At 65.0% G+C, this 13,351-nt stretch carries 13 protein-coding genes; 10 read left to right on the top strand and 3 right to left on the bottom strand.

The genetic code is table 11. The features are described from left to right. From ACNPM8_RS16910 to ACNPM8_RS16895, 4 genes are all read left to right on the top strand, one after another. Positions 1–890: ROK family protein (locus tag ACNPM8_RS16910; RefSeq protein WP_448940259.1), on the top strand; the 890-nt coding region annotated here is incomplete at its 5' end. An 11-nt stretch (positions 891–901) separates the two neighbouring features. Continuing rightward, positions 902–1,588 (top strand): N-acetylmannosamine-6-phosphate 2-epimerase, encoded by a 687-nt coding sequence (locus tag ACNPM8_RS16905; RefSeq protein ID WP_332498801.1) that lies wholly within the window; start codon positions 902–904, stop codon positions 1,586–1,588. A 76-nt stretch (positions 1,589–1,664) separates the two neighbouring features. Next, entirely contained in the window at positions 1,665–2,225 is a 561-nt protein-coding gene (locus ACNPM8_RS16900) for a hypothetical protein (RefSeq protein WP_332727436.1), read from the top strand. Between the two features lie 246 nt (positions 2,226–2,471). Beyond that, a complete protein-coding gene (locus tag ACNPM8_RS16895; protein ID WP_448940258.1) occupies positions 2,472–2,963 on the top strand; it encodes a hypothetical protein in 492 nt (163 codons plus the stop codon). Between the two features lie 182 nt (positions 2,964–3,145). On the opposite strand, the gene ACNPM8_RS16890 is transcribed toward ACNPM8_RS16895, so the two are convergent. Then, on the bottom strand, positions 3,146–4,549 hold the full coding sequence (locus ACNPM8_RS16890; protein WP_448940257.1) for an aminotransferase-like domain-containing protein: 1,404 nt from the start codon (positions 4,547–4,549) through the stop codon (positions 3,146–3,148). Between ACNPM8_RS16890 and ACNPM8_RS16885 the strand changes: the two genes are divergently transcribed. The 3 genes from ACNPM8_RS16885 to ACNPM8_RS16875 all read left to right on the top strand — a co-directional run bounded on the left by ACNPM8_RS16885 (position 4,548) and on the right by ACNPM8_RS16875 (position 6,967). After that, positions 4,548–5,492 (top strand): DMT family transporter, encoded by a 945-nt coding sequence (locus tag ACNPM8_RS16885; RefSeq protein ID WP_448940256.1) that lies wholly within the window; start codon positions 4,548–4,550, stop codon positions 5,490–5,492. The two genes, ACNPM8_RS16890 and ACNPM8_RS16885, sit on opposite strands and share 2 nt — an antisense overlap. Continuing rightward, a complete protein-coding gene (locus ACNPM8_RS16880) occupies positions 5,489–6,427 on the top strand; it encodes a dihydrodipicolinate synthase family protein (protein WP_448940255.1) in 939 nt (312 codons plus the stop codon). Before ACNPM8_RS16885 ends, ACNPM8_RS16880 begins: the two co-directional genes overlap by 4 nt. 93 nt (positions 6,428–6,520) lie before the next feature. Further along, on the top strand, positions 6,521–6,967 hold the full coding sequence (locus tag ACNPM8_RS16875; RefSeq protein ID WP_448940254.1) for a VOC family protein: 447 nt from the start codon (positions 6,521–6,523) through the stop codon (positions 6,965–6,967). A gap of 57 nt (positions 6,968–7,024) precedes the next feature. On the opposite strand, the gene ACNPM8_RS16870 is transcribed toward ACNPM8_RS16875, so the two are convergent. Further along, positions 7,025–9,040, bottom strand: a complete 2,016-nt coding sequence (locus tag ACNPM8_RS16870; protein WP_448940253.1) for an acyl-CoA dehydrogenase family protein — start codon at positions 9,038–9,040, stop codon at positions 7,025–7,027. Positions 9,041–9,092: 52 nt separating this feature from the next. Further along, a complete protein-coding gene (locus tag ACNPM8_RS16865) occupies positions 9,093–9,752 on the bottom strand; it encodes a TetR/AcrR family transcriptional regulator (protein WP_105661260.1) in 660 nt (219 codons plus the stop codon). 75 nt (positions 9,753–9,827) lie between these two features. Here ACNPM8_RS16865 and ACNPM8_RS16860 point away from each other — a divergent pair, with 75 nt between their 5' ends. The 3 genes from ACNPM8_RS16860 to ACNPM8_RS16850 are packed head-to-tail and all read left to right on the top strand — an operon-like array spanning position 9,828 to position 13,315. After that, positions 9,828–11,123 (top strand): acetyl-CoA C-acetyltransferase, encoded by a 1,296-nt coding sequence (locus ACNPM8_RS16860; RefSeq protein WP_448940252.1) that lies wholly within the window; start codon positions 9,828–9,830, stop codon positions 11,121–11,123. Further along, positions 11,123–12,460 (top strand): 3-oxoacyl-ACP reductase, encoded by a 1,338-nt coding sequence (locus ACNPM8_RS16855; protein ID WP_448940251.1) that lies wholly within the window; start codon positions 11,123–11,125, stop codon positions 12,458–12,460. The genes ACNPM8_RS16860 and ACNPM8_RS16855 overlap by 1 nt, the downstream gene beginning before the upstream one ends. After that, the gene (locus tag ACNPM8_RS16850; protein ID WP_448940250.1) at positions 12,461–13,315 is read left to right on the top strand and encodes a MaoC family dehydratase; all 855 of its coding nucleotides are present in this window, start codon (positions 12,461–12,463) and stop codon (positions 13,313–13,315) included. Positions 13,316–13,351 lie beyond the last annotated feature (36 nt).

Below are 13,351 nucleotides of genomic sequence, written 5' to 3'. Positions count from 1 at the left end.
TGGGCGGCACCAAGATCGCGGGCGCCGTAGTGCGCCGCGATGGCACCATCACCGCGCGCAGCCAAGCACCCACACCGGCCCGCGAAGGCGCCGCCGCAATCATCGCTGCCATGGCCGGCGTGGTGCAGCAGCTGCGCGGTGCATGCTCGGCGCAGCCGGCCGGATTGGGTATCGGCGCCGCCGGGGTCATCGACCCGGAAACCGCGAAGGTGGTATCGGCCACCGATACCCTGGCGGGCTGGGCCGGCACCGACATGGCAGCCGAACTGGGACGGCTCACCGGTTTAGCGGTGCGCGCGGTCAATGACGTGCACGCCCACGGTTTGGGCGAGGCCCGCTTCGGCGCAGGCCGGGGAACCGGCCAGATGATGCTGTTGGCCATCGGCACCGGAATCGGCGGAGCCTACCTGCACGGCGGCCAGCTGGTCACCGGCTTCCACCACGTGGCCGGGCATATGGGGCACATTGATTCGGCCTACGCCACCGGGCTGGAATGCTCCTGCGGACGCACCGGGCATGTGGAGGCGATCGCCGCCGGGCCGGCGATCCACCGGCACTACCAGCGATTGGCCGGCAACCCGAAGGTGCGCGACACCCAGGCGGTCACCGCGCTGGCCGAAGCCGGCGACGCCTTGGCCTATCGGGCAGTGCATACCGGAGGCCTGGCCGCAGGCGCCGCCGCCGGATCGCTGGCCAACGTGCTGGACCCGCAGAAAATCGTCATTGCCGGCGGGATGGCCGGGGCGGGGAAGATCTGGTGGGAGGGTGTGCGCGAGGGCTTCGCCTCCAGCGCCATCGACCTGGTGCGGGGCACCGCGCTGGAACCTGCCCGTTTGGGAACCGATGCCGCCCTGATCGGGGCGGCCAGCCTATTCTGGCCACAAAACTAGAGGAGAAAGACATGTTGCTTTCGGCAGCAGCACTGCAAGCCCTGCGCGGGCGGCTGATCGTTTCCGCGCAAGCCTATCCGGGGGAGCCGATGCGCCACCCGCAGACCATGGCGCAGGTGGCTGCCTCGGCGGTGATCGGAGGCGCCGGCGCGGTGCGCGTGCAGGGCATCGCGGATATCCAATTCACCCGTTCGGCCGTCGAGGTGCCGGTCATCGGGCTGTTCAAGGACGGCCATGAGGGCGTGTTCATCACCCCCACCATCCACCACGCCTTGGCGGTGGCCAACGCCGGGGCGCACATCGTGGCCCTGGACGGCACCCGCCGCGAACGGCCCGACGGCAAGAGCCTGGAACAAACCATTAGCGCGGTCCACGAACGGTCTGCCGCCTTGGTAATGGCCGACTGCGGGTCGCTGGACGACGCGCTGGCTGCCGCGCAGGCCGGGGCCGATCTGATCGGCACCACGCTGGCCGGCTACACCGGGGAACGGGACAAGACCGAGGGGCCGGACCTTGAGCTGCTGGAGCAGATCGCAGCAGCGGGCCTGGAGCCGCCATTGATTGCCGAGGGCCGGATCCACACCCCGGCGCAGGCCAAAGCCGCGCTGGATGCCGGCGCGTTCGCCGTGGTGGTGGGCACCGCGATCACCCATCCGGCGAGCATTACCGGATGGTTCGACGCCGCCCTGCGAGGCTAGGCGTTTTCTTCGTGGCTGGCAACTGGCCTACGCTTAAGCGCAGAACCTAATTCCTGCAGATTCGGAGAATCACCCCGTGGACGTCTTTATCAAGGGCCCTTCCAAGCGCGATGTAGCCGGCATGAAAGCGGCCTTCGGCGAGGTGGAAGCCGGGGACGTAATCTCGGTGCTCTACAAGACCGCCCGCTTCGGCAACTTCCTGATCACCGGTGCCGCGCACGCCACGGTGCTCGACGACGTCATGGTCGGCGGGCTGAACGCGGCCGCTGCCAAGAAGAAAGCCAAAGACGCCGACGGCGGCGAAACCATGGCCCGCCAGCCTGATAAGGACGTGCGCTCATTCCCCGCAGTCTTCGAAGGCGAGTTCGCCCCGGAAGACGTTGAAGTTTCCGAGCTGTCCCACGGCGATTTGGTTGCCGCATCCTTCAGCCAGGAACCCTACGGTGATTTCGTGATTACCGGCGTGGTCACCGAGGCCGAAAATGATCGCGGCTACCTGATGGTCGGTCCGTGGATCCTGCAAACCGCCGACGGCGCGCCGCCGCGGTTGCTGTCGGTTCAGCGCGTGGCGGCCAACGGCACGCACGTGGCCCCGGTGCCTACGCGCCGCGGCCTGGTCGAGGTAGACGGACTGTAGCCAGCAAAGAGTTCAACAGGCCCCGGTGAATGAAATTATTTTTCATTCACCGGGGCCTGTGCCCTTATTTGGGTCGTTGGGGTGCAGCGAACTGATTATTGCTTTCAAAACCTGCGAGGCGCGCGCATGATTATGACTAACTTAGCCAAGTGAATCGACCCGTGTTTCGTGCCGCTTGTATCTTGGGCTGTCCAGACGGACTCAGGATGTGTCTTATTTGTCCTTCCTCATCGCTACGATCCGAATATGGATAAGGTGATGGACTCAATCGGGCAGCTGCGTTTGAGCCGGAAGTTCAACTGGTTTAACGCCACCGAGCTTGATGCCTTCTTGGAGGATGAAGTGGCTCCGGAGGAAATCTGGTGGGGCACCAGCCGGCATGACGAGCTGCATAAGCTCGAATCGGTGGCCCAGATCCCCTCAATATTGCGCATGGTCCGTGAATGGGGAGAAAACTATTCCTTTGAAAACAATCCGATGACCAAGTATGCCCAAGGCACCAAGCTTTCTGATGGGAACTACACTTTGGAGCTCGCTGTCGTTGGCCATCAGGCATGCAACATCAGGGTCGGCTACGGTGCCGACCCGGACTCTCTGTCGAGCCATCCTGATACGGACATGGAATTCGAAGGCCCACAATCCTTGAACATCGCCCAGGTCACCGAAGTGCTCGGCCAGTGGTTGCTAGGCCGAGGTCTTCCCGCCGGGTATGGCGGCAGCATCCATATCTACGGATAGCCCACAACGCTGAAAACGGTACTGGGAAGCCTTCTGGCATCCTGAGTACGAGGACCATGCCGCGACGCTGGCAAATGCCTTGCCGGTCGAAACGGAGTTGATGATCGCAGGCACTGTCCTCGACCAACGGACCTCGCAGCCCTACGAAGACCAGGTATGTTGGTTAGCTCTTCGCATTGGACCTAGCCGCGCAGCACCTGGCCGATGATCTCCACTCCCTGGCTGAAGGCTCCGGGATTCGGGCCGGCAAAGTTCAACCGCAAAACGCGTCCGGTCGGCTCGGCAGGGAACCAGCTGTCGCCGGCCGCGATCGCTACACCGCGCAGCTCGCAGTCGCGCACCAGCTGTGCCGGATTAGCTGTATCGGGCAGCCGTACCCAGAGGTTCAGCCCGCCTCGGGGGATCTGTTCAACCTGGGCTTCGGGCAGATGCTGCGCCAAAGCATCCAGGACCAGGTCCCTGCGGGTTGCCAGCTGCTGGCGCACGGAGCGCAAATGGGTGCGCCACCCGGGTTGCGTGACCACATCCAATGCGACCGCTTGCAGCGGGCCGCTGACATACATCGATTGCGCTTGGTTGTCGGCCAGGATCCGTTCACGTGCCGGGCCCCTGGCAATTACCCCGGCCACGCGCACTGCAGGGGAAACGCTCTTGGTCAGGGATCGCAGATACACCACATGGCCGCTGTCATCACGGGCGGCGACCGGTGAAGAATCCACGTCGATCCCGAAATCCTTGGCCCAGTCATCTTCCACCAGGAACGCGCCGCGATGCTTCAGGATCTCCAGTACCCGCAGCGAAACCTCGGGCGACCAGCGGGCGCCGGTGGGGTTGGCGAAATTCGGGTGCGCGTAGAAAGCGCGAGCCCCGGTTTGCTCGAAAGCACGGTCCAATACCTCGGTGTCCGGACCGTGCGGCCCAGCGGGAATGGGGATGAGCTGCACGCCGACCTGCGCGGCAGCCAGGATGGCGCCCCAGTAGGTGGGGGATTCGATGAGCATCGGCTTTCCGGACCCAACCAGCGAGCGGAAGATCGACCCCAGTCCGCTTTGGCTGCCCGGGAGCACGACAACGTCGCTGGCCGCCGGGGCGCTCAGTCCCGGCGCGGTGATCGCCCCGAGTTCGCTGGCGAACCAGCTTTGCAGCTCCGGCAATCCCGCGGCTTCGGTGCGCTGGAGCACGGCGTCGCTGCGTGCAACTCGGGCGAAGGCGCTGCGCACCAGGCGTTCAGGCAGCAGCTCGCGATCCGGGTATCCAGAATGCAAGGAGATGACGTCATTGGGTGTCGCCCGCTGGGCGGCGGCCAACTCCGGCAACGGGCGATGGACGACCCCCAGCGCGGCGGTTTGCCAGGCGTAGTCGTGCGCCCGGGCTACCGGTTGCTTGCGGATGAAGGTGCCGATACCGGGGCGTGACTCAACGACGCCTTGGCCGATGAGCGTGCGCAAAGCCTTTTGCACCGTGACCGGGCTGACTTCGTGTTCCGCCACCAGAGCACGCGTGGAGGGCAACTGGCTCCCGGCAGGGGCTGCCGCAATCCACTCTTGGAGTTTCGCAACCACACGCTCACTGCTACTGTTAAACATGAAGCTACATAGTACCGCTACTGTCAATAATCGACAACCGCTATCCACCCCGGGTGCCGGACTGCTCTGGGGGCTACTGGGCGTTCTCGCTTTCTCCTTCACCGTGCCCTTCACCCGCATCGCCGTAGAGCACGGCCACCTGCATCCGCTGTTTGCCGGTGCAGGGCGATCGGTGATCGCCGCAGCGCTAGCCATCGCCGCACTCTGGTTGACCGGCCAGAAATTTCCTACGCGGCCGCAATGCTGGCGGCTGCTTGTCGTCGCCGGGGGAGTCGTCGCCGGGTTTCCGCTGCTGACCTCTTTTGCAATGACCTCGGCTCCGGCCAGCCACGGTGCGGTAGTCATCGCCATCTTGCCTGCGGCTACGGCAGTTGCCGCAGTGCTGCGCACCAAGGAACGCCCGAGCACCAGGTTCTGGATTGCGGCAGCTGCCGGGGCACTGGCCGCCCTGGCTTTTGCGGCTGTGCAAGGTGGCGGGCTGGGCGGGCTGCGCGGAGCAGACCTGCTGCTTTTCGGCGCCGTACTGGCTTGCGCTATCGGCTACGCGGAAGGCGGCCTGCTCTCGCGCGAGCTCGGCTCGTGGCAAACCATCTCCTGGGCGCTGGTTCTCGCATCTCCGGTGATGCTGACGCTCGCCACCGTCTCAGCGGTCCAGCACCCGCCCACGGCGACACCCGGCGAGTGGGCTGCGTTTGCCTATCTCGGTGTCGTGAGCATGTTCCTGGGCTTCATCGCGTGGTACCGGGGATTGGCCATCGGGCCGATGGCGCAGGTGAGCCAGGTGCAATTGGCGCAACCGGTGATGACCATCTGCTGGGCGGGCTTGCTGCTGCACGAACCCATCGGTTGGCCCACCGTTGTGGGCGGATGCGCGGTCATCCTCTGCGCACTGCTCGCCGTAAGATCGAGGAACCAGCGCATCACCAAGGAGAACGGATCATGAGCTTGGCAGCGAAGAACAACGCGGCGCCGGCAACTGCGTGGACCGGGCTCAGCGCCTTCCCGCTCACGCCCTTGCGCGATGACCGGCTCGACGAGCCGGCATTCATTGGCCTGGTGCAGCGGCTAGTGCGGGCCGAGGTGGATTCGATCACCGTGCTGGGCTCAACTGGCTCGTATATGTACCTGGATCGCGCCGAGCGCCGGCGCGTCATCGAGCTGGCCGTGCAGCATGCGGACCGGATTCCGGTGCTTGCTGGCGTGGGTGCGCTGCGCACTTCCCGCGTCCTGGAACATATTGGCGATGCCCGGGACGCCGGTGCCGTCGGCGTGCTGCTGGCCCCGGTGGGCTATCAGCAGCTGAATGACGATGAGGTCTTCGCCCTGTTCAAGGCGGCCAGTGAACACAGCGAGTTGCCGGTCATTGTCTACGACAATCCCCGTACCACCCACTTCGCCTTCAGCAACCGGCTCTACGGGCGTATCGCGCAGCTGCCCGGGATCGTGTCAATCAAGATTCCCGGGGTTCCGGCCGATCCGGTGCAGGCCAAGGAGCATGTGGCCGCAATTCGTGCGGTGCTGCCCGAACACGTGGGTATCGGCGTATCGGGCGACGCTTTAGGGGCAGCTGGCCTGATCGCAGGATGCAACGCGTGGTTTACCGCGGTGGGCGGAACCGTTCCGGCTCCGATGGTGGCAATAACCCGTGCCGTGCAGGCAGGAGACCCGCAAAAGGCGTTGGCGATCTCAGCGAGACTGGAGCCGCTGTGGGAGCTGATGGCACACTGCGGCGGGAGCCTTAGGGTCAGTGCCGCCATCGCCGAGCATTTCGGCTGGGTAGCTGAAGATTGTTTGCCGCTGCCGGTTCAGGCGGTGAGCCCGAAAGAGCGGGAGCTGGTAGCCAAGGTGGTGGACGAGCTTTCACTGGGGGCTAGCTAGTTTGCCGGTGCCAAAAGGCAGCGGCGATCTGGTTCGCCGCCGTCCATCGGGGTAGGCTGTGGCGTACCTTCGAGCGAAAGCGAACCGATTCCCATGCCGCAACCCATTCGATTCGACCATGTAGGCATCACCGTTGCCGACCTCGAGATGGTGACCGGCTTCTTTGTCAGCCTGGGGCTGGAAGTGGAAGGCCGGGCGAGCGGGCTTGAAGGCGAGTTCCTGGAGACCGTCTGCGCTGTGCCCGACTCGCGCACGAATATCGTGATGCTCAAGGCTCCCGGATCCAATGTGGGAATCGAGCTGTCGAGTTTCGAAAGACCAGCGCACCTGCCGGGAAGCCGTGCGGCGATGGCCAATGAATTGGGACTGCGTTCGATCGCTTTCGAGCTCGATGACCTGCAGGCCACGGTGGATGACTTGAACCAGCACGGCTATCCGCTGATCGGCGGCATCGGACACTATGAAGGCGTGTGGAAAATGGCATACATTCGCGGACCTGAGGGGATCATTGTGGCGCTGGCCCAGCGCTTGAACGGTTAACCACCCGATGCCCGCACCCAGAATGCTTTGGGATACGGGCATCGGCGTGGCTACGGGTTAGCCCTTGGCTTTCTGCAGCGACTTTTCGCTGACCGGCGCGTCATCGCTGGCGCGCAGCTTGCGGAAGTACTCCATGGCCTCGTCCTGGCGCTCGGCTTCGCCGCCCGAGGAGATGTCCGCGCGCAGGTGGTCCTGGGTGTAGGCGAAGGCCTCGACCAGGTCCTGTGCGTGCGGGCGCAGGCGGGCGAGCAGGCGGTTGAGGTAGCCGGGCAGGGTGCGGGCACGCTGCATGGAGAGCAAGCCGTGGGACAGGTACCAGCCCAGGTCGTCTTCGACCAGGCTCAGGGCGAAGACATCGCGCAGCCAGGTCAGCACCTCCTTGGTGGCAGCATCGCCGGTCTGCTCCAACGCGGCGGTGAACGCTTCCCAGCGCAAGAGCTGGCCGTGGTCGCGTGCCGCGGAGATCAGCAGGTCCTGGTTCTCGTTGAATGCCGCGGCGCCCTTGGCCTTGTCCTTGCCGGCAGCACGCAGGGCGCCGGCAACTTCGGCCACCTTGGTGTTGATGCGGTCGGTGAGCAGGGCACGCTGGTTCTCCGGGTCCTTGAAGAAGTTGGCGCTCTTGCGCTCATCGGAGATATCGGCGAAAGCCTGGCCGACGCTGCGCAGGCCCGAACGGTGCAGCGCAGTGGTGCCCACCTGCTTGGCCACGTACAGAGCCATCGCGCCGGTGTCCAGCTTGCGGAATTCGGCGGCGTAGTCGGTGAGCAGGCGCTTGCCCACCAGCTGCAGCAGCACGTTGTTATCGCCCTCGAAAGTCACGTAGACATCGAGGTCAGCGTAGAGCTGGGTGAAGCGATTCTTGGCGATGTACCCGGCGCCACCGCAGGCCTCGCGGGCCTCCTGCAAGGTGTCCAGCACATCCCAGGTGCTCAGCGGCTTCAATGCAGCGGCCAGGGTTTCCAAATCCTGGCGGTCCGTGTCGGTGTCTTCGCGGCCGGAGAAGACCGCGTCGAACTTCTCCAGCAGCCCATCGTGGGCGAAGGAGGCAGCGTAGGTGCGGGCCAGGCGGGTGATCAACCGGCGCTGGTGGCGCTGGTAGTCCAGCAAGGTGGTTTCCTCGGTGTCCGAGGCGGAGTTGAACTGGCGGCGCTGGTTGCCGTAGGTGATCGCGATCTGCAGGGCGATCTTCGAGGCGTTGGTGGCGGCGCCATCAAGCGATACGCGGCCCTGGACCAGGGTGCCGAGCATGGTGAAGAAGCGGCGTCCCGGGGAGGGAATCGGCGAGGAATAGGTGCCGGTTTCATCCACGTTGCCGTAGCGGTTGAGCAGGTTGGTGCGCGGCACGCGGACGTTGGTGAAGTGCAGACGGCCGTTATCGATGCCGTTCAGCCCGCCCTTCAGCCCGTCATCTTCGCCTCCGATGCCTTCAAGGAAGTTGCCTGCTTCATCGCGGATCGGCACGTAGAAGCAGTGCACGCCGTGGTTCACGCCCTTGGTGACCAGCTGCGCGAAGACGGTGGCGGCCTTGCCGTGCAGGGCGGCGTTGCCCAGGAATTCCTTCCAGGCGGCCTTGAACGGAGTATGGATGACGAACTCATCGGTGGCTTCGTCGTAGGTAGCGGTGGTGGCCACCGCGGCCACATCGGAGCCGTGGCCGATTTCGGTCATGGCGAAGGCGCCGGGGGTGTCCAGGTTCATCGCGCCGGGCAGCCAGGCCTTGTGGTGCTCTTCGGTACCCAGGTGCAGGATCGCCCCGGCGAACAGGCCCCACTGCACACCGGCCTTGATCTGCAGCGACGGGTCGGCGGCGACCAGTTCCTCGAAGGCGGCGATGGAGCCGCCGTGGTCATTCTGTCCACCGAATTCAGTGGGAAAGGCGCGCTGGACGGCTTCCTGCTGCACCAGGATGCCCAGCTGGCCCAGAACGCGTTCGCGGTGCTCATCCATGCCCAGCAGCGGGTCGCGCTGCAGCTGCGGATCCGCGGCGCGGGCGCGGGAGGCCTTGCGGATTGCGGCATAGGGTCCGAAGAGCTGTTCGGACAGGGCGTTGACGTTGATGCGGTTCTCGCTCATGACGTACCTTTCATTTCGGTGGTGAGTCGGGTTGGGAGTGCACCTGGGTGCTTTAGTTGGTTTTCGGGGTCCGGGTGGAGGCGATGCCATAGGCCAGCCAATTGGTCAGTTCCGCGGCCAGCGACGGCAATGCCGGCTTGTTGGCGGAATCCGGTTGGCGCAGCCACTGTTCGCCGGCCGCGCGGACCATGCCCAGCGCCGCGCGCGGCCACAACTCCAGGGTCGCGGAAGTGGCGCGCTGGTCATAGAGCTTGAGCAGGCGTTCGCTCATCAAGCTGGATGCCTCTTCGAAGAAGGTGCTCAGGGCGCCAGCGGATTCATCGTCGGCGCAGCGCGGGGCCGATGTCACGAAGAAGTACAGGTTCGGGCTGTTGGCTGCCAGCTCCAGGTAGGAGGAAACCATGGCGTGCAGGGCGCTGATTTCGTCTTCCTTGGCCAGGCCTGCGGCGATGACGCGTTCGCGGAAGTCGTTGATGACCATGGCGCTCAGTGCCTGGCGCAGGCCCTCCTTGTCGCCGAAGTACCGGTAGTACACCGGTTTGGAAGTTTTCGCGTGATTGGCGATGTCTTCCATGGAGACCTGCGGGCCGAGTTTGTGCACGGCCTTGCGCGCCAGCTTGAGCAGTTCTTCGTGGCGCGCGGTGCGATGCGCTTGCCAGCGAGCTGCCCGGCCGTCGGTCTCGCGGTCGATTTCCCCAGTGATCTTGTTCACGTAACTCACAGTATCATGTACTCTTGGTTACAGTAATACTTGTCACACCAGAATATTTGTAGGAGTTCAACGAACATGAGCCAGCCCTCTGTGCGCAATGCCGTGATCATCGGTGGCAACCGCATTCCCTTCGCCCGTTCCAATACCGCCTACGTCAAAGCGTCCAACCAGGACATGTTCACTGCAGCACTCGAGGGCCTGGTCGCCCGCTTCGGCCTGCAGGGACAGCGCATCGGCGCCGTCGCCGGCGGCGCGGTGCTCAAGCATTCCAAGAACTTCAACCTGATCCGCGAATCGGTGCTCGGCTCCTCGCTGGATCACGCCACCCCGGCCTATGACGTGCAGATGGCTTGCGCCACCGGCATGGAAGCCATCGGCTCGCTGGCCAACAAGATCAAGCTGGGCCAGCTAGATTCCGCCATCGGCGGCGGCGTGGACACCACCTCCGACGCGCCGATCGCCGTCTCGGATGCGCTGCGCGGCATCCTGATGGAGCTTTCCCGCGCCCGCAGCACCAAGGCCAAGCTCGCCGCGCTGGCCAAGCTGCGCCCAGGGCATCTGGCCCCCGCAGCCCCCGGCACCGGCGAACCGCGCACCGGCCTGTCCATGGGCGCCCACCAGGCAATCACCACCAAGAAGTGGGGCATCACCCGCGAGGCCCAGGATGAACTGGCCCTGGCCAGCCACCAGAACCTGGCCGCCGCCTACGACCGCGGCTTCTTCAACGACCTGGTCACCCCGTTCAACGGCCTGTCCAAGGACAACAACCTGCGCGCCGACTCCACCATGGAAAAGCTGGGCAAGCTCAAGCCCGCCTTCGGCAAGAACCTGGGCGATGCGGCGACTATGACCGCTGGAAACTCCACCCCGCTGACCGACGGCGCCTCGGCCGTGCTGCTGGGCAGCGAAGAGTACGCGCAAGCCAACGACCTGCCAATGCTGGCCAATTTCGTGGACTTCGAAGCGGCAGCAGTGGACTTCGTGCACGGTGCCGAGGGCCTGCTGATGGCTCCGGCCTACGCCACCGCCCGGATGCTGGAGCGCAACAACCTCACCTTGCAGGACTTCGATTTCTACGAGATCCACGAGGCCTTCGCAGGCACCGTGCTCTCGACGCTCAAGGCGTGGGAGGACGAGGAATTCTGCCGCGAGAAGCTGGGGCTGGATGCCCCGCTGGGCGCCATCGACCGGTCGAAGCTGAACGTGAACGGCTCTTCGCTGGCCGCAGGGCACCCCTTCGCTGCCACCGGCGGGCGCATCATCGCCAGCACCGCGAAAATGCTGCATGAAAAGGGCTCGGGCCGCGCGCTGATTTCGGTCTGCGCCGCAGGTGGCCAGGGCGTCGTCGCAATTCTGGAGGCTCGCAGCTAATGGCGGACAAGTACATGGAACTGGTTAATTCCGGGATCACCAAGAAGCTGGCCACCCTGCTGGGCTTGCCGCGTCCTCCGCGCTTGCGCCGCTACAGCCCCGATGCGCCACTGCTGCCCGGCCCGGTGCTGGTGCTCGGTGCCTCGTCCAAGGCCCAGGACCTGAGCGACACCCTGGTCGCCTGGGGGCTGGATGTGCGCCGGCACGACGCCGGCGATGCCAAGCTCGGCGGGCTGGTGCTGCTGCTCGATGAACTCGAGCACCCAACCGAGCTGTCGCCGCTGATGCTGGCGGCCGGCCAGGCGTTGCGCAAGCTGCTGCCAGGTGGCCGCGTGGTGGCCTTCTCCCGTCCCGCCAGCGATGACTATGCGCCGGAGCTTTCCGCCGTGCGCCAGGGGATCGACGGCATCGTGCGCTCGATGGGCCGCGAAATGCGCGGGGGGGCCACCGCCAATGGCATCGTGCTTGCCGAAGGCACCAGCGTTGCCAGCCCTAGTGCGCTGGCCGCGCTGCGCTTCTTCTTCTCCGGGCGCAGCGCCTACGTGGACGGCCAGTTCCTTTCTGTGCGCACCAATGATGGCGTGCTGCCTGCCGACTTCGCCAAGCCGCTGGCCGGCAAGGTCGCGGTGGTGACCGGTGCCGCTCGCGGCATCGGCGCGGCCATCGCCAAGACGCTGTCCCGCGACGGCGCGCAGGTGGTCGTGGTGGATATGCCTGCTGCCGGCGAATCGCTAGCCAAGGTCGCCAACTCCATCGGTGCTACCGCCTTGCAGCTGGATGTCACCGCCCAGGATGCCGCCCAGCAGATCATGGATCATTCGATCGGCCGCCATGGCTCGCTGGATCTGGTGATCCACAATGCCGGCATCACCCGGGACAAGCTGCTGGCCAATATGGATGCCGGCCGCTGGGACTCGGTGATTGCCGTGAACATCGCTTCGCAGCTGCGCATGAATGAAGCCTTCCTGGCAGCCAAGCTGCCCGGTTTGCGCATCGTTTCGCTGGCTTCCACCTCCGGCATTGCCGGCAACCGCGGCCAGACCAACTATGCAGCCTCCAAGGGCGGGGTGATCGGCATGGTGCACGCCAGCGCCAAGCTGTTTGCAGAAAATGGCGGCTCCATCGCCGCTGTGGCTCCCGGGTTCATCGAGACCGAGATGACCGCGAAGATCCCGCTGGGTACCCGCACCGTTGCCCGCATGGTTCTGCCTTCGCTGATGCAAGGCGGTCTGCCGGTAGACGTTGCCGAGGCGATTAGCTTCCTCGGGTCCGATGCCGCAGCCGGGTTGAACGGCCAGGTGCTGCGGGTCTGCGGCCAATCGCTGGTAGGTGCCTAGATGGGTGCGCAGATCGTCACCGGGATTCCCTCGATGGCCTCGGTCTATGCCAAGGCCGTGAAGACCCTGAAGCGGAAGCCGAAGAACCCGGTGCTGCCCGAAACCGTCCTGGTCTTCCAGGGCGCCAAGGCCGATCCGGTGAAACTCGCCGAGTTCCGCCAGGCCGTAGGCGCGCCGATGAACGGCGTGCTGCCCAGCCTCTACCTGCACTCGCTGGCTTTCCCGCTGGCTATGTCCTTGATGGTGCAAGATGATTTCCCCATGCCGCTGCTGGGCATGATCCACCTGTCCAACCAGGTCGATGTGGACCAGCCTCTGGGGGAGCACGAAGCATTCGATATCGAGGTGCACAGCGAGAACCTTTCGGCCCATCCCCATGGGGCCACCTCCGACTTGGTGATGCGCCTCGTCGTGGACGGGCAGGACCGGGTGCTGCTGCGCAGCACGTTCTTGGCCAAAGGCGTGCGGCTCGAGGGCCGCACACCGGAGAAGAACGCGCATCCGGCCTTTGCTGCACCGCAGCGTACCGCGAGCTGGAAACTGGATCAGGGAACGGGACGTCGTTGGGCCGCAGTAGCCGGCGACTACAACCCGATTCACCTGTCCGCGCTCAGCGCCAAGGCGTTGGGCATGCCAGCGGCTATTGCCCACGGCATCTACCTGGCAGCCCGGGCATTGGCGGGGATCGAACCAGCCAACGGAACGTACCGCTGGAGCATCGAGTTCAAGTCCCCGGTAGTGCTTCCGGCATCGGTTGACCTGGCCTTCCAGCCGCAAGCCGATGGGTACAAGGTCCACGCGTGGAATGCACGCAAGTCCAAGCCCCACTTCGAGCTGGATCTGGTGCGCAGCTAGGCTCCACCGCTAGTGGGTGGCCTTCAATGGAATTGC

The organism is Glutamicibacter sp. AGC46 (assembly GCF_053543715.1).
Note: the sequence above shows the minus strand (reverse complement) of the source record. Positions and strands in the feature narration are given on the sequence as shown.